The organism is Methylobacterium sp. J-030 (assembly GCF_022829545.1).
GTDB lineage: Bacteria > Pseudomonadota > Alphaproteobacteria > Rhizobiales > Beijerinckiaceae > Methylobacterium.
Window position 1 is genome coordinate 1 of sequence record NZ_JAKSYM010000040.1, and the last position, 16,837, is coordinate 16,837.

The 16,837-nt window shown below is 63.3% G+C and carries 23 protein-coding genes and 3 pseudogenes; 11 read left to right on the forward strand and 15 right to left on the reverse strand.

The genetic code is table 11. From position 1 onward, the window contains the following. The 3 genes and pseudogenes from MKK75_RS01410 to MKK75_RS36270 all read right to left on the reverse strand — a co-directional run. Positions 1-512: pseudogene (locus tag MKK75_RS01410) on the reverse strand (metal-dependent phosphohydrolase); the annotation flags it as partial. A 47-nt stretch (positions 513-559) separates the two neighbouring features. Further along, positions 560-940, reverse strand: a pseudogene (locus MKK75_RS01415) (methyl-accepting chemotaxis protein); the annotation flags it as partial. A gap of 3 nt (positions 941-943) precedes the next feature. Further along, complete coding sequence (locus MKK75_RS36270) at positions 944-1,210, reverse strand: hypothetical protein (protein ID WP_409567497.1); 267 nt, start codon at positions 1,208-1,210, stop codon at positions 944-946. 122 nt (positions 1,211-1,332) lie between these two features. On the opposite strand from MKK75_RS36270, the gene MKK75_RS01420 reads away from it, so the two are divergent. Next, entirely contained in the window at positions 1,333-1,725 is a 393-nt protein-coding gene (locus MKK75_RS01420; RefSeq protein WP_244040852.1) for a hypothetical protein, read from the forward strand. Between the two features lie 201 nt (positions 1,726-1,926). On the opposite strand, the gene MKK75_RS01425 is transcribed toward MKK75_RS01420, so the two are convergent. Next, on the reverse strand, positions 1,927-2,169 hold the full coding sequence (locus MKK75_RS01425; protein ID WP_244040853.1) for a hypothetical protein: 243 nt from the start codon (positions 2,167-2,169) through the stop codon (positions 1,927-1,929). A gap of 146 nt (positions 2,170-2,315) precedes the next feature. On the opposite strand from MKK75_RS01425, the gene MKK75_RS01430 reads away from it, so the two are divergent. The 3 genes from MKK75_RS01430 to MKK75_RS01440 all read left to right on the forward strand — a co-directional run bounded on the left by MKK75_RS01430 (position 2,316) and on the right by MKK75_RS01440 (position 4,279). Next, positions 2,316-2,909, forward strand: coding sequence for a hypothetical protein (locus MKK75_RS01430; protein WP_244040854.1), 594 nt, complete (start codon positions 2,316-2,318; stop codon positions 2,907-2,909). A gap of 231 nt (positions 2,910-3,140) precedes the next feature. Then, positions 3,141-3,884 (forward strand): Crp/Fnr family transcriptional regulator, encoded by a 744-nt coding sequence (locus MKK75_RS01435; protein WP_244040855.1) that lies wholly within the window; start codon positions 3,141-3,143, stop codon positions 3,882-3,884. A 134-nt stretch (positions 3,885-4,018) separates the two neighbouring features. Next, entirely contained in the window at positions 4,019-4,279 is a 261-nt protein-coding gene (locus MKK75_RS01440; protein WP_244040856.1) for a DUF6894 family protein, read from the forward strand. Between the two features lie 91 nt (positions 4,280-4,370). Here MKK75_RS01440 and MKK75_RS01445 read toward each other — a convergent pair whose 3' ends face one another. The 3 genes from MKK75_RS01445 to MKK75_RS01455 all read right to left on the reverse strand — a co-directional run bounded on the left by MKK75_RS01445 (position 4,371) and on the right by MKK75_RS01455 (position 6,126). After that, a complete protein-coding gene (locus MKK75_RS01445) occupies positions 4,371-4,625 on the reverse strand; it encodes a hypothetical protein (RefSeq protein WP_244040857.1) in 255 nt (84 codons plus the stop codon). Continuing rightward, positions 4,622-5,365 carry a Crp/Fnr family transcriptional regulator gene (locus MKK75_RS01450; RefSeq protein WP_244040858.1) on the reverse strand — a complete coding sequence of 248 codons (744 nt, stop codon included), beginning with the start codon at positions 5,363-5,365 and terminating at the stop codon, positions 4,622-4,624. The genes MKK75_RS01445 and MKK75_RS01450 overlap by 4 nt, the downstream gene beginning before the upstream one ends. 200 nt (positions 5,366-5,565) lie before the next feature. Continuing rightward, on the reverse strand, positions 5,566-6,126 hold the full coding sequence (locus MKK75_RS01455; RefSeq protein WP_244040859.1) for a chemotaxis protein CheB: 561 nt from the start codon (positions 6,124-6,126) through the stop codon (positions 5,566-5,568). Positions 6,127-6,406: 280 nt separating this feature from the next. Between MKK75_RS01455 and MKK75_RS01460 the strand changes: the two genes are divergently transcribed. From MKK75_RS01460 to MKK75_RS01470, 3 genes are all read left to right on the forward strand, one after another. Continuing rightward, on the forward strand, positions 6,407-7,084 hold the full coding sequence (locus tag MKK75_RS01460; RefSeq protein WP_244040860.1) for a recombinase family protein: 678 nt from the start codon (positions 6,407-6,409) through the stop codon (positions 7,082-7,084). Positions 7,085-7,176: 92 nt separating this feature from the next. Next, entirely contained in the window at positions 7,177-7,824 is a 648-nt protein-coding gene (locus tag MKK75_RS01465; RefSeq protein WP_244040861.1) for a ParA family protein, read from the forward strand. After that, entirely contained in the window at positions 7,824-8,243 is a 420-nt protein-coding gene (locus MKK75_RS01470) for a hypothetical protein (protein ID WP_244040862.1), read from the forward strand. The genes MKK75_RS01465 and MKK75_RS01470 overlap by 1 nt, the downstream gene beginning before the upstream one ends. Before the next feature lie 336 nt (positions 8,244-8,579). Here the strand turns inward: MKK75_RS01470 and MKK75_RS01475 are convergent, their stop codons facing one another. From MKK75_RS01475 to MKK75_RS01485, 3 genes are all read right to left on the reverse strand, one after another. Further along, entirely contained in the window at positions 8,580-8,801 is a 222-nt protein-coding gene (locus tag MKK75_RS01475) for a hypothetical protein (RefSeq protein ID WP_244040863.1), read from the reverse strand. A gap of 478 nt (positions 8,802-9,279) precedes the next feature. Then, positions 9,280-9,483 carry a PsiF family protein gene (locus tag MKK75_RS01480; RefSeq protein ID WP_244040864.1) on the reverse strand — a complete coding sequence of 68 codons (204 nt, stop codon included), beginning with the start codon at positions 9,481-9,483 and terminating at the stop codon, positions 9,280-9,282. Positions 9,484-9,605: 122 nt separating this feature from the next. After that, a complete protein-coding gene (locus MKK75_RS01485; protein ID WP_244040865.1) occupies positions 9,606-10,121 on the reverse strand; it encodes a MucR family transcriptional regulator in 516 nt (171 codons plus the stop codon). 98 nt (positions 10,122-10,219) lie between these two features. On the opposite strand from MKK75_RS01485, the gene MKK75_RS01490 reads away from it, so the two are divergent. After that, a complete protein-coding gene (locus MKK75_RS01490) occupies positions 10,220-10,507 on the forward strand; it encodes a hypothetical protein (RefSeq protein ID WP_244040866.1) in 288 nt (95 codons plus the stop codon). 2,057 nt (positions 10,508-12,564) lie between these two features. Here the strand turns inward: MKK75_RS01490 and MKK75_RS36000 are convergent. Then, a complete protein-coding gene (locus tag MKK75_RS36000) occupies positions 12,565-13,323 on the reverse strand; it encodes a helix-turn-helix domain-containing protein (protein ID WP_244040867.1) in 759 nt (252 codons plus the stop codon). 406 nt (positions 13,324-13,729) lie between these two features. Here MKK75_RS36000 and MKK75_RS01500 point away from each other — a divergent pair, with 406 nt between their 5' ends. Continuing rightward, positions 13,730-13,945 carry a hypothetical protein gene (locus MKK75_RS01500; protein WP_244040868.1) on the forward strand — a complete coding sequence of 72 codons (216 nt, stop codon included), beginning with the start codon at positions 13,730-13,732 and terminating at the stop codon, positions 13,943-13,945. Positions 13,946-13,993: 48 nt separating this feature from the next. Next, a complete protein-coding gene (locus tag MKK75_RS01505) occupies positions 13,994-14,194 on the forward strand; it encodes a hypothetical protein (RefSeq protein ID WP_244040869.1) in 201 nt (66 codons plus the stop codon). 18 nt (positions 14,195-14,212) lie between these two features. Here the strand turns inward: MKK75_RS01505 and MKK75_RS01510 are convergent, their stop codons facing one another. The 3 genes from MKK75_RS01510 to MKK75_RS01520 all read right to left on the reverse strand — a co-directional run bounded on the left by MKK75_RS01510 (position 14,213) and on the right by MKK75_RS01520 (position 15,606). Next, entirely contained in the window at positions 14,213-14,641 is a 429-nt protein-coding gene (locus tag MKK75_RS01510) for a hypothetical protein (RefSeq protein WP_244040870.1), read from the reverse strand. A 60-nt stretch (positions 14,642-14,701) separates the two neighbouring features. After that, positions 14,702-15,145, reverse strand: a complete 444-nt coding sequence (locus MKK75_RS01515) for a helix-turn-helix domain-containing protein (RefSeq protein WP_244040871.1) — start codon at positions 15,143-15,145, stop codon at positions 14,702-14,704. 83 nt (positions 15,146-15,228) lie between these two features. After that, positions 15,229-15,606, reverse strand: a complete 378-nt coding sequence (locus MKK75_RS01520; RefSeq protein WP_244040872.1) for a type II toxin-antitoxin system RelE/ParE family toxin — start codon at positions 15,604-15,606, stop codon at positions 15,229-15,231. 368 nt (positions 15,607-15,974) lie between these two features. On the opposite strand from MKK75_RS01520, the gene MKK75_RS01525 reads away from it, so the two are divergent. After that, positions 15,975-16,469, forward strand: a complete 495-nt coding sequence (locus MKK75_RS01525) for a hypothetical protein (protein WP_244040873.1) — start codon at positions 15,975-15,977, stop codon at positions 16,467-16,469. A gap of 229 nt (positions 16,470-16,698) precedes the next feature. Here the strand turns inward: MKK75_RS01525 and MKK75_RS01530 are convergent. Then, positions 16,699-16,837, reverse strand: a pseudogene (locus MKK75_RS01530) (porin family protein); the annotation flags it as partial.

Below are 16,837 nucleotides of genomic sequence, written 5' to 3' on the forward strand. Positions count from 1 at the left end.
ACCCAATCGTAGATGCCGCTCTCGCCGACCGCACGCGCCACGAGATCGGTGCCGGTGTCGGCCATAGCGGGCGTGATCGGCGCGCCAGACAAGAGAACCTGCTTCAGGAAGTGCCGGGCCTCGGTTGCTTGTTTCCACACACTGGCCGGGATCGGTTGGATCTGCACGTGCATGCGCCCGAGGGCGTCGAGGAGTTGCTGCGTGCAGGCCGTGCTGCTGAGCGTGGCGCTCGCACCCAAGATCTGGGCCTGGGCGTCGGCGCGAGCGACGTTGCCGTGCACGAGGAACAGGTACGGGACCTCTCCGCCGCGCATCGCCGCCAAGACGCGGCGCAGGCGAATGAGGGCGTCGGACGTGAGTGTCTCGACGTCGCTGACGATCAGATCGGGCTGCCGTCCCGGCAGCTTGTCCTCGTAGAGATCGTGAACGTGCCACGTCCCGTGCGCGCCCAGATCCCGGGACAGGCGCTGCCCACGGGCGACATCGTCGGTGATCAGCAGGAGTTCGCCCATGACTTTTCCCGGTCTGAGCATGTTGTAGGAGCCGCAGCCGGAGTGACTCAGGCCGCGCGCACGGTGGCGAGGAAGCGCCCGACCTCAGCCGCGAGGTGCTCGGACTGGCGCGACAGTTCCGAGGCCGCACCGAGCACTTGGTTGGCGGCCGCACCCGTCTCCTCGGCTGCATTCGCGACGCCGGCGATGTTGTGTGTCACCTCGCTGGTGCCCATCGCCGCCTGGCTGACGTTGCGCACGATCTCCTGTGTCGCCGCCCCCTGTTCCTCCACGCCCGCGGCGATCGAGGTCGCCACGCCGCTGATCTCGCGGATCCGTCCGGTGATGCCCACGATCGCCGTGACCGCCTGACCGGTCGAGGCCTGGACCTGAGCGATCTGCCCTGAGATTTCGTGTGTCGCCTTCGCGGTCTGCTCGGCCAGGCCCTCGGATCAGAGCTTTGTCACGTGAGCGGCCATGACGGCGGCCGTCACGGCGTTGCGGAACGTCTTCTCCTGCGAGCCGGGCTTGCCCTTGAGTTCAGAGATCTCAGGCGAGGCTGCGACCGCCGCGGCGATGTCGACGCTGTGCCCACTAGCGAACCGATATGGACCGGTATCTGGATCCCTAATGTAGAGGTCGACAGCCGCGACGATCTCGCTGCTGTTGATCGTACCGGCCCTGCGGAGGTCGGCCACGGTCGGGCGTTCGGCGGCCATGGCGTCCGTGGGTGAGGGAGGGGCGCGACTGCGCGACGGCGGCGCAGCGTGACCACATAGGTTGGACGCTTGGCGCGTCTCGCCACATGGTCGAATGACGCGTCCTGCCGTAGCTCGGCCGTATGTCAGCCAGCACCGCCCCCACCCTCATCCCGAACCCCGTCGCCATGTGGCACGGCGCCATCGAGAACCTATCTCCGCACGTCTCGCCCTGCCGGTATCTGGCGCCGGCGAAATGGGCGGCGATCCGCGAGAACGCGATCGGCTTCTGCGACCGGTTCGGCGCGGAGGCCCATCGCCTCGGCTGGACGGCGCAGGAGCTATTTGCGGTTCACCCGGAGCATGGCACGATCCGCGTCGATTGGTGCGGCGTGCTGATGGTCGGGGGGCAGCCCGCCATAGACGTCGAGGCGAACCGGATCCTGTTCGAGCGGACGGCCGGCTATCGCAACGGGCAGGGACAGCAGTGGGGCATCCCGGTCTGGGAGTTCGCGAAGAAGGGGGTACGGTGTTGAAGCGACAGATCCTCGCTCCGGTCGGCGGCACCACCTCGCTGGCAGGCTTCACCGTGATCGTCACGGCCCTAGCAGTCTGCGGGCTCGTCGGGCTAGTGCCTTGATCGCTAGCGTCGAGTTCATCCCGCGGAACGAGGGCGGAGCTGGGCTATGGTCCGGCAGGGATAAAGACGGCGCTCCGCCAATTGCACCGCGGTATCGCTACTCGGTGCTGATTTCTGGCGGCTCGACCAACGTGCGGATGAAGCCGAGGCAGCGCCTGCGAGACTGGACGCTCCTCACCTTGCGGAACAGTTCCAGAAGCTCGCGCTCCTGATCCACTTCTGGTGGCTGGTTTTCACCGTGAGGGAAAGGATCCAGGAACGTCTCGATCGGAACGCTGAGGGCGCGAGCGATCTGCGTTAGCGCTCGGTGGGCGTGTCCATCGTCGTCGCGGTCGTTCATATCGACGCCTTGGGGGCCGCATTTCGCCCAAGCTTTAAGTCAACGGCCGGATCGAAACTATGATCTACGTTGTACATCATATGTTAAAATCCTACATTGCCGATTGATGTAACCGATAATATGGAGATTTATTTCGAGACATATGGATGATCCCTGATTTTAATCCCGGCCACTCCGGCGAACAACGGCGCGATCGCGCGCTGGCAGCGGCTGGCATCGTTGGAACATGGGAATGGGATCATCGGCGGCAGACTGCACGCTACTGCGTAGGCGCCGCAGAGCTGCTCGCGGGCGACGCTAGCCTCGCCGGGCGTGACCTGAGCTTGGCCGATGCGCTCGCCGGCGTGCATACAGACGATGTCGCTTGGCTGCGCTCGCAGATTCGGCAGGCCGTCTCGGCACCGAACGTGCGGATCCGTGAGCATCGCGTCAACTCGAACGTGCACGGCGTGCGCCGCGTCCTGTGTCGAGGGCGAACCTATTACGATGAGGCAGAGCAGCGGACATTTACGCTCGGCATCGTCATCGACATCACCGATGTCGAGGCGGACGGGCGGCGCCGCTTCACGCGTGGAGCTAACGGTCCGCTGGATGATGCCGCCGAGCATGGTGTAGCTGCCTACGAGGCGGTCGAAGCGACGGGGTTACAGAGCCTTCTCCAGCCTGCCCGAGCGCTGCTGATGGCGCTCGGACGAGAGATAGCCCGCGGCCTATCCAAAGGACGTCAACGTCCGCATTGAGGAATATGCGTTTTTTGCACGTCGATCCTAAATATTGACCTCCGTTCACTTGCACAAAGTGAATGTCGGCGACCAGAACGACGCATAGCTAGGCCGCAATCAAACTAAGCTAACGATCGAATAAATCCACAACATATGTGAATGTTCTGAAGACAGTTCACGTATCTACCCAGAGGTAGTTTCAGGGCCCTTCTATGGCCGTGATACGCCGTCCAGGCCCAGGCGAATGGAATGCTCACCAGCGCGTCGCCTGCAATGATCGACACCCTGATCCGCAAGCTCAGCTCCGCGGGTGGTCTGACCGAGGCCGATCGAGAGACGGTGCGGCAGCTGAACCTGCGCACCCAGCAGGTCCCGGCGCGACAGGATCTCACCTGCGAGGGTGACCGACCGGAAAACGTGCACCTCGTGCTCTCCGGTTTCGCCTGCCGCTACAAGGTCTTGCCGCGTGGCCGACGCAGCATTGCGGCGCTCATGGTGCCGGGCGATTTCTGCGACCTGCACGTGGCCATCCTGGACGAGATGGACCACTCGATCGCGACGTTGACGCCGTGCACGGTGGTGGAGATCCCGCGCTCCACCATCCGCGACCTGACCAAGAACCATCCCCACATCACGCACGCCCTGTGGTGGGCGACGCTGGTCGACGAGGCCGTGCTGCGCGAGTGGCTCGTCGGCATCGCCGGGCGAGAGGCCCCCGAGCGCACGGCCCACCTTTTCTGTGAGCTGCTGCTACGCCTGCAGACGGTCGGTCTGGCCGAGGGGGACGGCTACGCCATGCCGTTCACGCAAAATGATCTTGCGGACATGCTCGGCCTGACCCCCGTCCATGTGAACCGCGTGCTGCGGGAGATGCGGCTCGATAATCTGATCGTGCTCAAGCGACGCTACCTTCGGATCCCCGATGTCGCTCGTCTCTGCGCGTTCTGCGACTTCAATGCGAACTACCTGCATCGCACGCCGAGGTCGAAATAAATCTGCCTCACTGCAACTCAAGTTACGACAAATCAGCCCGCAGTCTGACAGTTTTATGGTCTGTCTGCCCATACCACAGGGATATTTGGCCGGCGAAAATTTATTACCCTAGCGCGCCGTGAGCGAGAGATACCATGCCACTCTACTTCTTTGACACGGATGACGGCGATTTTCGTCAGTTGGACGATGAGGGCATAGAATTACCGACCGCGGAGGGCGCCCGAACCGCGGCATTGGACGCGCTCCCGGATATGGCGCGCGACAAGATCCCAGATAGGGACCGCCAAACCTTCTCGGTGCAGGTACGGGACGAGGCAGGGGTGGTGCTCTACACCGCAACGCTCGATCTCGTCGGGGAGTGGCATGCGCTCCATGCCGTAGTGAAGTCGACGTAGGCCCCGGATCGACCGCCGGCATCGGCGGTCCCGAGGGCGTCCTTCAATCTTCGTGGCGCTGACGCTGACAGTTTTTCCCCCGTGGCCCGAGCTACCCGCGGCCTCGCTTGGTGCCAAGGTGCCGCACGATCCAGTCCTGAGCCGCAGCCAGGTCCAAGAACAGGGGAGCGCTCATCCCCGCGGTCAGGCCGAACCCGGCTTCCAGGAACCAAAAGCCCACGTCGGCACCGTGTTGGTCAGAGAGCCGAACCAGCACCGCCACGAGGAAGCCGTCAGCGAACACGAGCTGACCGTGTGTGTCGTCACCGCTGGCGGCGACCCGCACAGGCTGGAGATACAGGCTCACCCGGCCACTCGGTTCTGCAGGTGCAGGTAGGCCGCGTCGAACTCAGAGGCGCGGATAAGCTCATCCCACGCCTTCACCACCAGCGTCTGCCGGTGCAGCGTGACCATCCCGCAACTGCGCATCTCCTTCAACACGCGGTTGACGTGGACGCTCGTCATACCCGTGGCATCGGCGAGATCGGTCTGCGTCATCGGTAAGGGGCAGCGGTGGTCACCAGCCAAGCCGACTGCTTCCTGCTTCGAGTACAGCTCGCAGAACAGGTGAGCGAGGTGCTCGAACGCGGGGCGGCGCCCCATGGCGATCAGCCATTCCCGGAAGATCGCCGCGTCGATCAGCGTATCGCGCCAGAACGCGGCCGCGATGCTCGGGAAGCGAGCCGTGAGGTCGTGCAGGCTTTCGTGAGGGATGAACGCCACCGTGGCTTGGGTCAGCGTCGCGAGATTATGGTCCAACAGCGGGATGTGCAGGCTCTGCAAATCCGGGATGTCACCCGCGATATGGAACGAGAAGATCTGGCGGCGTCCCTCGCTCAGGAACTTGTAGCGGTGGGCCCAGCCCTCCAAGATGACCGTACACTGGGTCGCAAGATCGCCGTCACGGACGATGTCCCGCCGAGCTGGCAAGGTTCGAACCCGGACCGGCAGGCGTTCGATCGCGTCGCGCGCGTCCTGCGAGAGGGGTGTGACACTCTCCAGCTTGCGGATAAGCGGGAGGAGGGCGTTGGGGATCTTCGAAGCCATCGTGGCATCGCCTAGCGGAACAGGCGGAAGCACACGTCTCTCCCAGTCGGCAGCGCCTGTCTCTCAGCAGCTACCGATCCCCCGGGTATAGAAGGCACGTTGGCGCAGTATTCAAACTTGGGTTGGGATTTCTGCGCGGCTGGTGCGATGCATCGTGCCCGCCTCAGACTATGCCGTGATCAACCGTCGTCTCCTGCAATTCAGCGACCGACACAGATAGTGGCAACCCGCTCGGCGAGCCGGTCGCTGGTAAGGAGCGCCGCAGGGTGATCACGCTTCACCGCGGCTAAGGGCATATCCGGGAACTCTGCCTCTCCCGGGTCCTGCACCAAGCCGAGGCCACCATGCGCCGTGATCGCTCGCATCCCCTCGGCGCCGTCGCTGTTCGCGCCGCTGAGCACGATCCCGACCACGCGCTCGCCGTAGGCTTCGGCGGCGGAAATGAACAGGGGGTCGGCGGCCGGTCGCGCGAAATGGACCTTGATCCCTCGATCCAGGAGGATCGAACCGAAGCGCAATCGCATATGCCGATCGGGCGGCGCGACGTAGATATGGCCACGCTCAATCACCGCGCCATGTCGGCCGAAGACTGCCGGGAGGCTACCGCGGTGGGCCAGGATGTCGGGGAGGCTGCTTTGATGCGTCCCGATGTGCTGGACGATGAACACGGAGGCGCGGCATGTGCTGGGCAGAGCCTCGACGATCTGCAGGAGCGGACCGAGGCCACCGGCGGAGGTGGCGATGACGATGATGGGGCTCATCTCAATGAGGCAATCTTCAGAACCCTCACCGGTTCAGTTTGCCTCTGACTGCACGTTTGAACGAGGTGAGGAGCTTGCCCCGTGGTGCATCAGCCGGGCGGCCATATCATCACGGCTCGCCCGGCCTCGCGCACCCCGACCGCTCCCGCGGCGGATAATCCTGAGATAGGCGCGAACTCGGCCGCGGGGAAGCCTCGGTGTATCCGCGGCGCCATCGCGGGTGGGTGTTTCATTCGGTAAAACGCTCGTTCGACCGAACGAAACACCCCGCGAAATCAGCATGACTTCCGCCTTTATCTCCTACCTGCGGGTCTCGACCGAGCGGCAGGGCCGGTCCGGGCTAGGGCTTGAGGCGCAGCGTCGGGCGGTCGCCGACTTCCTGGCCGGTGGCGCCTGGCGACACGTGGCTGAGTTGGTCGAGGTGGAGAGCGGGTCCCGGGACAGCCGCCCTCGCCTCGCCGAGGCCATGGCGCTCTGTCGACTGCACGCAGCTACGCTAGTCATCGCCAAGCTCGATCGCCTGTCCCGTGATGCGGCGTTTCTGCTCAACCTGCAGAAGGCTGGCGTCCGGTTCGTGGCGGCCGACATGCCGGAAGCGAACGAACTGGTGGTGGGCATCATGGCCGTGGTCGCCCAGGCGGAGCGCAAGATGATCTCGGCTCGGACCAAGGCGGCCTTGGCCGCAGCCAAAGCCCGTGGCGTGCGCCTGGGTAAGCCAGAGAACCTGTCGAACCGGGAGGTCGGCCAAGCACGCAGCCGGGCACAACAGGGACGGCGAGCAGCGGAGCGCGTGCTGGATCTGGCGCCGGTGATCGCGACCGTGCGCTCCGAGGGCGCGGTATCGTTGCGTCAGATCGCGGCGGCGCTGAACGTGCGAGGCATCCCAGCAGCCCGTGGCGGAGCATGGTCGGCTGCTCAGGTGAGGCGGGTTCTAGCGGAGGTTGATAGTCACGGTTAAGGTGACGTTAACCGTAATCTGCCCGTGTGATGGCGGCCAGAAAGAAACTGTCTTGCGAACAGATAGCGGCTATCGTTCAGACAGGTTGCTGCATGGCGAAGTTGATTGGTCTGGCATCGACAAAGGGGGGCGTCGGGAAGACGTCAATCGCACTGAACCTCGCGGCCGTACTGGTCCGAGGGGGTGCGAAGGTTGTCGTCCTTGACGCTGATCCGGCCGGTCATGCCGTCGCGGTCGGCGATATGGGCCTGCTCCCCTTCCCGGTTGTGGCTCAGCTCTTGGAAGAGGTCGAGGTAAAAGCGGTGGCAGCCTGGACCAAGGCCGTGCGGGCACAGGGTGCCGACTTCGTAGTGATCGACGCGCCTGGCGCGCTGGGTGCCGCATTCGGCGCCGTCGTGGCGATCGTTGATCTGGCACTGATCCCCGTCGGCGCCTCCATGCTCGACATCCGCGGCGCGGCCGAGACGGTCGGGATCGTGCGCCGTCATCGGAAGGCTGGCGGGCGAGGCCGGCCAGACATCCTCGTGGTCCCATCGCGCGTTGATCGGCGAACCGGATCCGGCCGGGATGTTGTCGGCACGCTAGCTGGCCTGACTGAGCCAGTAGCGCCGCCGATCACCCTGAAGGCTATCGTGGCCGACGCCCTGTCTGCGGGTGAAGCCGTGCCCGCCGAGTCCCCGTCTGGCCTTGAGTTCGCAGCACTCGCTGCTGCGGTTCGCGCTCGTCTGGAGTCGTTGTGATGGCCGCAAAGCCCCGCAATAAGGCCGCTATGGATGCCGAAGCGGTCGCCCGCATGATGGCTGCTCAGGATCAGGATGAAGAAATAGACGCGGCCGCTGAGGCCTCTCCGCCAGCGCCTGCCCTAGTACAGCCCGAGGCCGCGCCGACCCTGCCTGCCACGCTGGAAGCTATGCCTGCCGCACCAGTCGACGTGTCAACAGAGGCGGCGGCCGTACCCAGCCCACATCCGCCGGCAGAAGCGGCCGCGTTCGACCCGGGCAAGATCGACGGACGCACACTTCGGCGCACCGGCCGGGAGCCGTTCGCCACAAGGATCAAGCCGGAGGCTCATGAGGCGCTACGCCGGATCGCCTATCATCGTCGGATCACAATCGCCGAAGCCCTAGAGATGGCAGTAGCTGCGTTCGACAACAGATAGAAATCTGACCGAATGATAGGCGCTAGATAACAACAAGATGCCTCCATGATGGAAGCGAGATAGCGCCTTTCTAGCAGTTGGTAGCTCTGATTGCGGATCAGTCCGATCCCTGGGATCCGCCGGACGGTCGTCGGGGCCATTCACCGGCGAACGCCTTCAAGGGACATTCGGGGAGCGGGTTTCTGTAGGGGCGTAGCGAGGGGCCGCGGCTCTGATTACGAACTCACAGCCACAGCATCGCGACCGCTAAGAACGCGCCTTGGAACGCGAGCATCATGCCGACGAGGACTCTGATCTCACGGTCGTGGGGCCCCAGATCCTGACGCTCCTTCCCGGTCACGTCGAAACAGCCGTATTGGCGCGACCAGAATAGGTGAACAGCATTCGCCCTGAAGAATCGGTGACGGTAGCCACGCGTGGACGATCAGGCGTGCTTCCGTCGACCTCGTAGAACGCAATCATGAGAGCGTCCGCCTCATCCGTCGCTTGGTAGATCCGGGGCACGCTGCGCGGCACACCAGCCTTCCCGATGCGATCAATCCTGACACTGTAGGCCATGTCAGATGCCTCCAAACAGGAGGCCTGCGCTGGCGGCTCGGGAGGAGAAAATATCGCCAGCGCAGGCGGTGCCAAAGCCGTTGGTCCTCGGCATCGACATGCCAACGTTGCATACGGTTGAGACGCATAATTTTAAATTTGTTATATTTCTGAAAAAATTATTATAACTTATGTTGAAATTTGACATAAGCAGAGACGTGATAGACTTGAAACGATCCGCAATAGGCGCGGTCTTCAAAGATTGAGAGGTCGATCAATTAGCCTATCGCGCCCTCACTCCGCTCAGGCTGACCCGCGGAGCATCTGCATCGTCCGGAGACGGCGCTTGCTGTAGCGGTCATTCGGGAAGTCGTCGGCTCGGGGCTCGGGCGCCGACGGGGTCCAGACCCTGTCGAGCAACTGGTCGATGAGGCTCAGCGCGTCCACTTCGTCATGATGCACGCCAGCAGGGAAGCGCAGCAGTTCGGCTCGACGCTGGTCAATCCTCCGGCTCGACGCACGCGTTCATGAACGTCGCGCGCTCTGAGCCCTTGAGCTTCTTCTGAGCAGCTTCACGCTTGCAACGCGCCAGCACCTCGGGATCGACATCCGTCATCGTGTCGTCGTTCTGGCCTGAACCAGTTGCCGGCCTTTCCATGGGTACCGGCGCATTCTGCGCGAGCGCGCCGGTGGCGAGAACCACAAGAGCTATCGCGGCTAGGATCGAGCGTCTCATTGCTGTTCTGCCTGAGCTACGTTGCACAGGCGTGCACCCTCGCCGCGATGTGCGGCGAAGGTTCGGCAGGATGCCCTATCGCAAGCGTCCTATACCTCGGCGGCATCCTTCGCCTTCCGCGGCCGTCCGGCCCGCTTCGGCTTGTCGGAGACGGTTGCCGCTGCCTCGGCAGCCTTCGGAGCCGCTTTACGACGCTGGCTTCCAAGACCGGCGCTCTTTGCAAGCTCAGAGCGCTGCGCCGAGTAGCTGGTGGTCACCATTGGGTAGTCCCGCGGCAGCCCGTAGCGCTCGCGGTACTGCTCGATCGTCATGCCGTTGCCGGTGAGGTGGCGCTTGAGCGTCTTGTACGGCTTACCGTCGATGAAGCTGATCAGGGCGTCAGGGGTGATCGACTTCCGGATCTGGGCGGGCGTCGGCTTCTCGGCTGCTTGTTCAAGAGCGCTGCCCTGGCCAAGCCCTTTGAGTGCAGCGTGCGTGTTGGCGATAAGCTCTGCCATGTCGCCGGGTCGGACAGAATTTTTCGACACGTAGGCCGAGACGACGTTCGCCGTTAGATCAATGAAATCGACGGCCGAAGCCTTGATGGTCACTACGTTCTCGCTCACGGTGCACCTGGTTTTAGAGAAGACCGCACAATCTGTTGTCGCGTGAGAAAATGCAATAGGTTATCTTGATCTGGACCTTTTGCTGTAGGCAAACGCAGATGATGCCGAGCCCTGATCTTGAGCAGTTCGCGCCTCTGATCGCCGACAACGTCGTGTCAGCCTTCGAGCGCGATCGGGATGGGTTGCCCTTTCACCCGACCATGCGAGTGACCGTGGTGTCCGTGCTAGTGGGCAATCTCTTGCCCGTCCTGCCCACCAGGTCGAGCGACGTTCTCGCGACGGCCTCTAACTGTGGGCTTGACGATGTGGCCGGCGTGATCGAGATCGGTGGCCCTCGGGTTGAGGCGGTCGATCCCGACGACGGGTCGGTGACGATGCGCCCATGATGAGGGAGCGGGCCGGATCCCGTGACGACGTGGTTAGGCCCTGTGCCGTTCGGCGTTCAGCCGGAGCGGCGAGGGCGGTGTAGCGCAGAGCCGATGCAGCGCCCGTGCGGCGACTGCTTAGACGGCACTTCGACGGCAAGCGTGTACCCGTGCATCAATAAAATAGTGATGTTTAGTGATCGGAGGCGGGTTTCGGGCCCAATACGCACGCGCATGCACGCGAGGGTTTTTCCCGCCTATAAAAAGGGGGTGGTGAGACGCCACCCCCTGCGTTTCGCCAGCAGCACGCGCGCCCGCGCGAGGGCTGGTGCCTGTTGTGGCCTGTTGTGATCGAGATGCAGCCGCCTGTTATGGATTGTTAAGGTTGCGGGCTGCCTCGGCGCTTCAGTTTCCTTAAGCTCGCAGCCGAGTTTTCGGAGCAGTATGCGCCCGCGCGCGAGGCTACGGACAGACTGTGCATCGCTGGGAGCGCGCCGCCTCCGTGCTGGGGTTGTGTCGGGCGTGTGCCGGCATCGTGCAGGGGCAATAGGGGACCAGTACCGGGGCAGCTAGAGGGCTGATAGCCGGCGCGGGCTGTTGACATTTGCTGACCTCGGCCGGGAGTTTCGTCACCAGTACGCGCCCGCACGCGCGAGGCTGCCACATGAGCCATGGAGTCCGCAAAGGCTTTGCAAGTCAGCATCTTAGCTGTCTCGGCCGATAGCATGCCGGGTGTCCAAAATGGACGAGGCCGCACAACCCGAACGCCGCAAAAGGGCCGGCGCGGGCCAAGCCCCGAACTGAAAAACAATCAACGGAAATCAAAGGGTGAGCGCGGGCGAGGACCGAATAAAAAAACGGGAAATATTGCGCGGGGTCTCGGGACGGCCCCGATTAAAATACCGCCCGATATTCCCCTTGTGTGGCCGCTGCCCTGTTGAAGGATGTTGAGGTTCAGGCCAGGCGGTGCCTGTTGGTCAATGTTGGTCTCGGTCGCCGTTTCGGGCCCAGTACGCGCGCGACGCGCGAGGGCTGCCCTTTGCTAAAGTAGCGATGAGTAGCAATGCCCGGCCGAGTTTAGCGCACAGTACGCGCAGGCACGCGAGCCGATCGGAGGGGACGGGGGTCAAGGCCGATCACTTGGACCTGGCTTTGATGATCTCGGGCGCCAGCACCATGTCCAAGTTTGAAAACAATCAACGGAAATCAGATGGTTGTGCCGGGCGCTCCCCGATGCGTAGGGGGAGGCCGTCAAGGTCGCGGCGCCTAGTCTACCTTGACCCGGCATGATGGATTGCGCCTGACCCTAGCCTGACAGATCGCGACATCGGCTTTCGGTGGAGGCCACGACCGGGTGGGGTTTCGGGACCAATACGCGCGTGACGCGCGAGGCCCCGATTTCTCGGAGCAGTACGCCCACGCGCGCGAGGCAACCCGGACAACCCGGACACCTAAAAAGGGTAGCGGGCACGTTGGCCAACGTTGACGGGACATTTACCGATCCAAGCTGCGGGCCGCTCCACAAGGCCCTCTGAGTTATACATGATCCGGCGGAAAGCCGGTGATCTCGGCTGTGCCGTATCAACACTCCGCGAGCTTCTAAAGTAGAGCGATTTAGACAAGCCCGATCTAGTAAAGCGGAGTTTTCGGTAGCCGTAAAAAAGGGGTCGCCTCATCGTTAAAATAACGGCGGAAATCTATGGGCCCGGAAGCTCGCATCCTCCAGCTGAGTTTTCCGTATCCGTAAAAAGGGACCGGCGGTTGAGTTTTCAGAGGCAGTCATCGCGAGAATTTCCGGAGTTTCCGGAGGCAGTGTCGCGAGGGTTTTTAGAAGCCGCGACACGAGGCCAGCGGCTAACCCCGCACGAAGAGTTTTCTCACGCAGTCATCGCGGAGCCCCGGCCGGGCGGATCGCGGTTTTCACCTGGGACGCCGCGCAAAGCCTCGACCGCGGGGTATCGCCGGATAGCGCCACAGATCGCCAGATTTAGCTCAGGACGGGCAACGGCCAAAATCCCGTACCCCTGCCCCCTTGCGAAAAAAGACCAAAGGCCTCACGCGCCAATTCTGGCGGCTTCCTAGCCTTTCCTGACGGCAGACACCGTTGAGGGCGACACGCCAGCGCGCCGGGCGATCTCCCGATCCGACAGGCCCTCGATCAACAGGGCCTCGACGGCGGCACGGCGCTCGGCCACGGGGCGGCGCGCAGGCTTGGCCGGTTGAGGGGTACGCCGATCGGTGTGGACCTTCTGTGCGGGCTGGCGTCGGGCGCTCGGCCGAGACGGAGGAGGGATCGTGACGGCCCCACCTTCGACCTCCGGCGATAAGTGGGTAGCGTTCTGCGACTCCCCTTCGGCCCCGGCTGGCTCGGGATCCGATGAAGTGCAGGTCTCGCGCGCCAGATCGGCCCTAGCCGGAGAAGAAGGTATTGGTTCGTTATCGCCTTGGGCCTCGAACTCGGCCGTGGCGGGCGTCTCCTTCTCGGCTCTGCGCGCATCGGCATCTATGAGCATGTCGGTGGTGACATAGCCCGGCGATCCGGCAGGGGTATCTTCGGCTTCCTCGCTATCACTTCCGACGATGCCGAGCTTGCGCGCCGTCACGGGCGCGCCGAGGATCTGACAGACCTTCACGTGCGGGCTCCATTTGGCGGTGATGTCGGCCTTCACCTCGACGCGGTGGCCCATGACGGGCTCAAGCAACGGAGCCTCGGGCAAGGTCGCGTCGTCGCCTCGAACAAGCAAGATTTCGAGCGCATGAAGCGCGAGACCATCAAAGAGCTGAAGGAGATTGAGCGGGAGCAAATCAAGCACGCGAAGTCGGTAGAGGCTGCTCACGACAAAATCAGCAACTCGCTCGGCTCTGTGATCCGCAACGTTCTGAAGCTCTATGCGGTCTTTACGGCGGGCAAGGCGGTCGGCGACTTCGTGCGGGACATCACGCAGGCGGATGCTGCCCTTGGACGGCTCGCCAAATCGCTTGAGACGACCCCTGAGGCCCTTTCGTCGCTCGGGGCGGCCGTTGCCCGGTCTGGAGGCTCTGCGGACGCTGCGGTGGGCTCATTCGAAAAGCTGGCCAACGCGTACAATGAGGTGAAGCTGACGGGCCGCAGCGCGACCTACGACATGCTCTCCCGGCTCTCGGGCGCGTCCGGCAAGGCCATCCCGCCAAGATGGGCGCAGGAAGCGCGGCTGTCGAGATGGGGAGGTTGTCCGGTCCGACAGCGACAGGCTAGAGCCGGCCATGGATCCCACCATCGTCAAAGCCCTCGCCCTGATCGAGGATCATCACGTCGCGCACGGCATCCCTTCGGTGCTTGAGATGCGCGACATTAGGGCGAAGATGGAGGCCGAGGCTAGCGGGTGCGCGACGGCTGCGGAGTTGGCCCACGACACGCTCATAGACATGGGTTACCGGGTCGAGATGGTTGACGGTGTGATCTACCGGCTAGAGCGGTAGCAGGCTGTCGAGGTTGTCGAGATCTAGCCTCGCGGCTACAGCCCGCTCATGTCCGACAAGCTGAACGATCTCCTTGAACGCCTCAAGACGCAGCAGCGTATGCTCATTCTGGCGATGGCTGAGCACACTGGATTACCGGCCGGAAGCGCGCTGCGTCAGGTCTCCGAACTGGAGAACGTCATCGCGGCCGTCGAGGCTGTGGCCGGTGAGGAAGCTGAGCGAGCGCGACAGGTATCAAACAAACTGTGATGCCCTCATTGATAGCGGTTAGCCGTGATCCTGTACAACATGTTGAATGTAGGTAGACAAAGCACTCTTGATTTCATCGAGTTCGTCGGCAATCCAGCCCCCGTGCTCCTTCTCCTGGCGCGTGACCTTTTTGAATTCGGGGTCCGTGAACCAGACACCCTTACCCTGGAAAAATAGCGGGACAGTTTTTGCCACGTGTCCATTTCTGAAGATGTCGATCTGGCCATGGGCAATGCGATCACTATCAACGTTGAGCCAAGAAAACCGAGTATTCCAGTCACCATTGCGTTGAAGGACGGTATCGAATTTCCTGATCCCATCAAACAGGTCGGCAAAGTGCTTCTCTTCCTGTTGGATGATCTCCTCATCTTTCAGAGGTCCTACCTTCTCCGGCATGGGCTGCGCCAAGCCAGCTTCGAGGCGGGCGAATGGGTCGTTCTCTGCCATCTCTCGCTCTCCAGACTACGCGGCTCCGACGTGCGGATAGGGCCGCCACTTGATGCTTTGTTAGGCGACCTTCAGAGACATGCGCCCGCGGCGCTCAACCTTCGATGGGCGCAAGGTGATTTCCACGTCGTCGCCGAGTGCACGCGTGAACTCGAACATGCGTTCCAGCGAGAAGCCAAGCACGCGACCGCGCAGCAGGTTGGACACATCGGGCTGCTTCACCCCGAGCACCTTGGCGAACTCGGTCTGATTGAGCCCCCGGCGGTCCATCTCGGCGTGCAGACGCATGACGAGGCGCGCCTTGATAGCCTCGTCCCCCGCCTCGGGCAGACCGAGATCAGCAAAGACGTTCCCGCTGCCGGCCTCGAACTCAATCGGCGCCTCGGCTGGCTGACCAGGGGCAGCGAGATCAAGGGTGACATTCAGTGTGTCGGCAACCACGGTGACACGAGCGCTTTTGGCGGCACGGCGGCGCTTGGCGGTCAGAACGAGCGTGTCGGACATTGGCGATCAGCTTTCGTCAGGTGTGAGGGTATGGCCCGTGATCGTCAGGTGAACACCTTGCTCTCGGGCATGCATCGCCGGGGTCAGCCAGCGTCCCGGGTCTTCGTCCTGCGCTTGTGATCCTCCCTAGCGGCAGCGAGTCGCGTCTTGATCCGATCCAGGTCAACCGTCGCGGTCTTCCGGCCGGTGGTTGATTTCTTCTGGAAGGCGTCCAGTACGTAGAGGAAGCCCGCGAGCTTCACCGTGTAGACGGCCCTGAACGTGTCCCCGTCGAAATCCGTCACGACCTCGACGGCCTCGATGCCCTTGAGCGGCTTGGCGTGCGGATGCTTGCCGCCGCACTCGGCCTCGAAGATCGCCTGCCCGAACTCGCGCCGGACCTCGGCGGGCATCGCCTGGATGTCACGCCGCGCGGAGGCGACGAAGACGACTTGGCGCGCTGACTCGGGCCGATCGGGCATGGCGCATTCCTATAGTCAAACGACTATAAGATATTATCTAGCAATCATCAAGGTCTCGCCACCGACCGCCCTCGGAGGCCCCTGAGACCCTCGCCATGGCAATCGACGCAGAAGGTAGCTTGTCCGGCGGCAGGCATGCGCTCAAGACGGGGGTCAGCGGGGGCGGTGTCGATTGGCATCTGCCCCGGTGATCGATTTCAGCACGACGTCGTGCCGACGGCGGGCGCAGCGGGAAAGTCGCAAGGGCCGGGAGCCCGAAAAACAGCTTCGAGCACAAAAATAAATCGACCGCTGATCGGCGTTTTCGGCATGGCGACTTTCGTCCCCCGGACGGAGGCTTGAGGTCCCCCCACGAGGGACCCGAGACCATGTCCGACAACGACGATATCTACACCCTCCGCCGCAAGCGGAAGCACGCTGAGGCGCAGGCCAGGAGCACCGCTGCGCGCAAGAAGCGGAACGCCCCCAGCGCCGACGACCTCAACCGCGCTGCCTACCACGCCGTGCTGCTCATCTACCGCGACCCGAAGACCGACCAGGCGGTCAAGGATCGCCTGCGCGGCACCATGGTAGGTCTCTTGAAGCGCGCGTTGTTCGACAGGGCCGAGACGCGGGCCGCCTTCGATACGGATGCCGTCGCGCCGCGGGACCGTCTCAACCGTTGGCTCGCGCGGCGCTGGTACGAGGCGGGCAAGCACCTCGGCCCTGAGGGCAAGCGCTATCAGCCGCTGACCGGGGAGCCAGACCTGTCCGATCAGCCGCTGAATAGGAGTAACGGGGGGAGTGCCCAGGGCAATGGTCAGCCGCTGATCGAGAACGGCGTTACAGCCCGGCTTGCCGACGACTTTGCCGACGCGTTCTGATGGGCCTTGGTCAAGCTTTAGCGCGCGGATATCGCTCGCAAAAAGAAACACCCCAGGAGCGGGTGCTCTCAGGGTGTCGCCGACTTTACGGCCAGTTTGATCGGTCTGGGGATGCGAAGATCAGCCGGACGGCTGCTCTTCGGCGGCGGAGAGCGGTGAGGAGGACCAACTACTCCTCGCCCACCGCCGCGACCCCCGGCACGGATGCCAGGAGCAGCTCGACCGGATCTCAGTACGAGCCGAACTTGTAGTTCAGGCCGGCGCGGACGACGGCGAACTCGTCGGCGCGGCGTCCGATCGGGCTGGAATAGGCGGGGACGAGGTTTGCGGCGTTGACGACCAGGACACCCTGGTTGCGGGTGTTGCGG

Excerpts from the sequence above, each read along its gene's own strand:
- MKK75_RS01515 (WP_244040871.1), bottom strand. The coding sequence starts at position 15,145 with ATGTCCGACACGCTCGTTCTGACCGCCAAGCGCCGCCGTGCCGCCAAA.
- MKK75_RS36270 (WP_409567497.1), bottom strand. The coding sequence starts at position 1,210 with ATGGCCGCCGAACGCCCGACCGTGGCCGACCTCCGCAGGGCCGGTACG.
- MKK75_RS01505 (WP_244040869.1), top strand. The coding sequence starts at position 13,994 with ATGTCCGACAAGCTGAACGATCTCCTTGAACGCCTCAAGACGCAGCAG.
- MKK75_RS01475 (WP_244040863.1), bottom strand. The coding sequence starts at position 8,801 with ATGGCCTACAGTGTCAGGATTGATCGCATCGGGAAGGCTGGTGTGCCG.
- MKK75_RS01420 (WP_244040852.1), top strand. The coding sequence starts at position 1,333 with ATGTCAGCCAGCACCGCCCCCACCCTCATCCCGAACCCCGTCGCCATG.
- MKK75_RS01490 (WP_244040866.1), top strand. The coding sequence starts at position 10,220 with ATGATGCCGAGCCCTGATCTTGAGCAGTTCGCGCCTCTGATCGCCGAC.
- MKK75_RS01430 (WP_244040854.1), top strand. The coding sequence starts at position 2,316 with ATGATCCCTGATTTTAATCCCGGCCACTCCGGCGAACAACGGCGCGAT.
- MKK75_RS01465 (WP_244040861.1), top strand. The coding sequence starts at position 7,177 with ATGGCGAAGTTGATTGGTCTGGCATCGACAAAGGGGGGCGTCGGGAAG.
- MKK75_RS01520 (WP_244040872.1), bottom strand. The coding sequence starts at position 15,606 with ATGCCCGATCGGCCCGAGTCAGCGCGCCAAGTCGTCTTCGTCGCCTCC.
- MKK75_RS01435 (WP_244040855.1), top strand. The coding sequence starts at position 3,141 with ATGCTCACCAGCGCGTCGCCTGCAATGATCGACACCCTGATCCGCAAG.
- MKK75_RS01510 (WP_244040870.1), bottom strand. The coding sequence starts at position 14,641 with ATGGCAGAGAACGACCCATTCGCCCGCCTCGAAGCTGGCTTGGCGCAG.
- MKK75_RS01455 (WP_244040859.1), bottom strand. The coding sequence starts at position 6,126 with ATGAGCCCCATCATCGTCATCGCCACCTCCGCCGGTGGCCTCGGTCCG.
- MKK75_RS01440 (WP_244040856.1), top strand. The coding sequence starts at position 4,019 with ATGCCACTCTACTTCTTTGACACGGATGACGGCGATTTTCGTCAGTTG.
- MKK75_RS01450 (WP_244040858.1), bottom strand. The coding sequence starts at position 5,365 with ATGGCTTCGAAGATCCCCAACGCCCTCCTCCCGCTTATCCGCAAGCTG.
- MKK75_RS01460 (WP_244040860.1), top strand. The coding sequence starts at position 6,407 with ATGACTTCCGCCTTTATCTCCTACCTGCGGGTCTCGACCGAGCGGCAG.
- MKK75_RS01525 (WP_244040873.1), top strand. The coding sequence starts at position 15,975 with ATGTCCGACAACGACGATATCTACACCCTCCGCCGCAAGCGGAAGCAC.
- MKK75_RS01425 (WP_244040853.1), bottom strand. The coding sequence starts at position 2,169 with ATGAACGACCGCGACGACGATGGACACGCCCACCGAGCGCTAACGCAG.
- MKK75_RS01500 (WP_244040868.1), top strand. The coding sequence starts at position 13,730 with ATGGATCCCACCATCGTCAAAGCCCTCGCCCTGATCGAGGATCATCAC.
- MKK75_RS01470 (WP_244040862.1), top strand. The coding sequence starts at position 7,824 with ATGGCCGCAAAGCCCCGCAATAAGGCCGCTATGGATGCCGAAGCGGTC.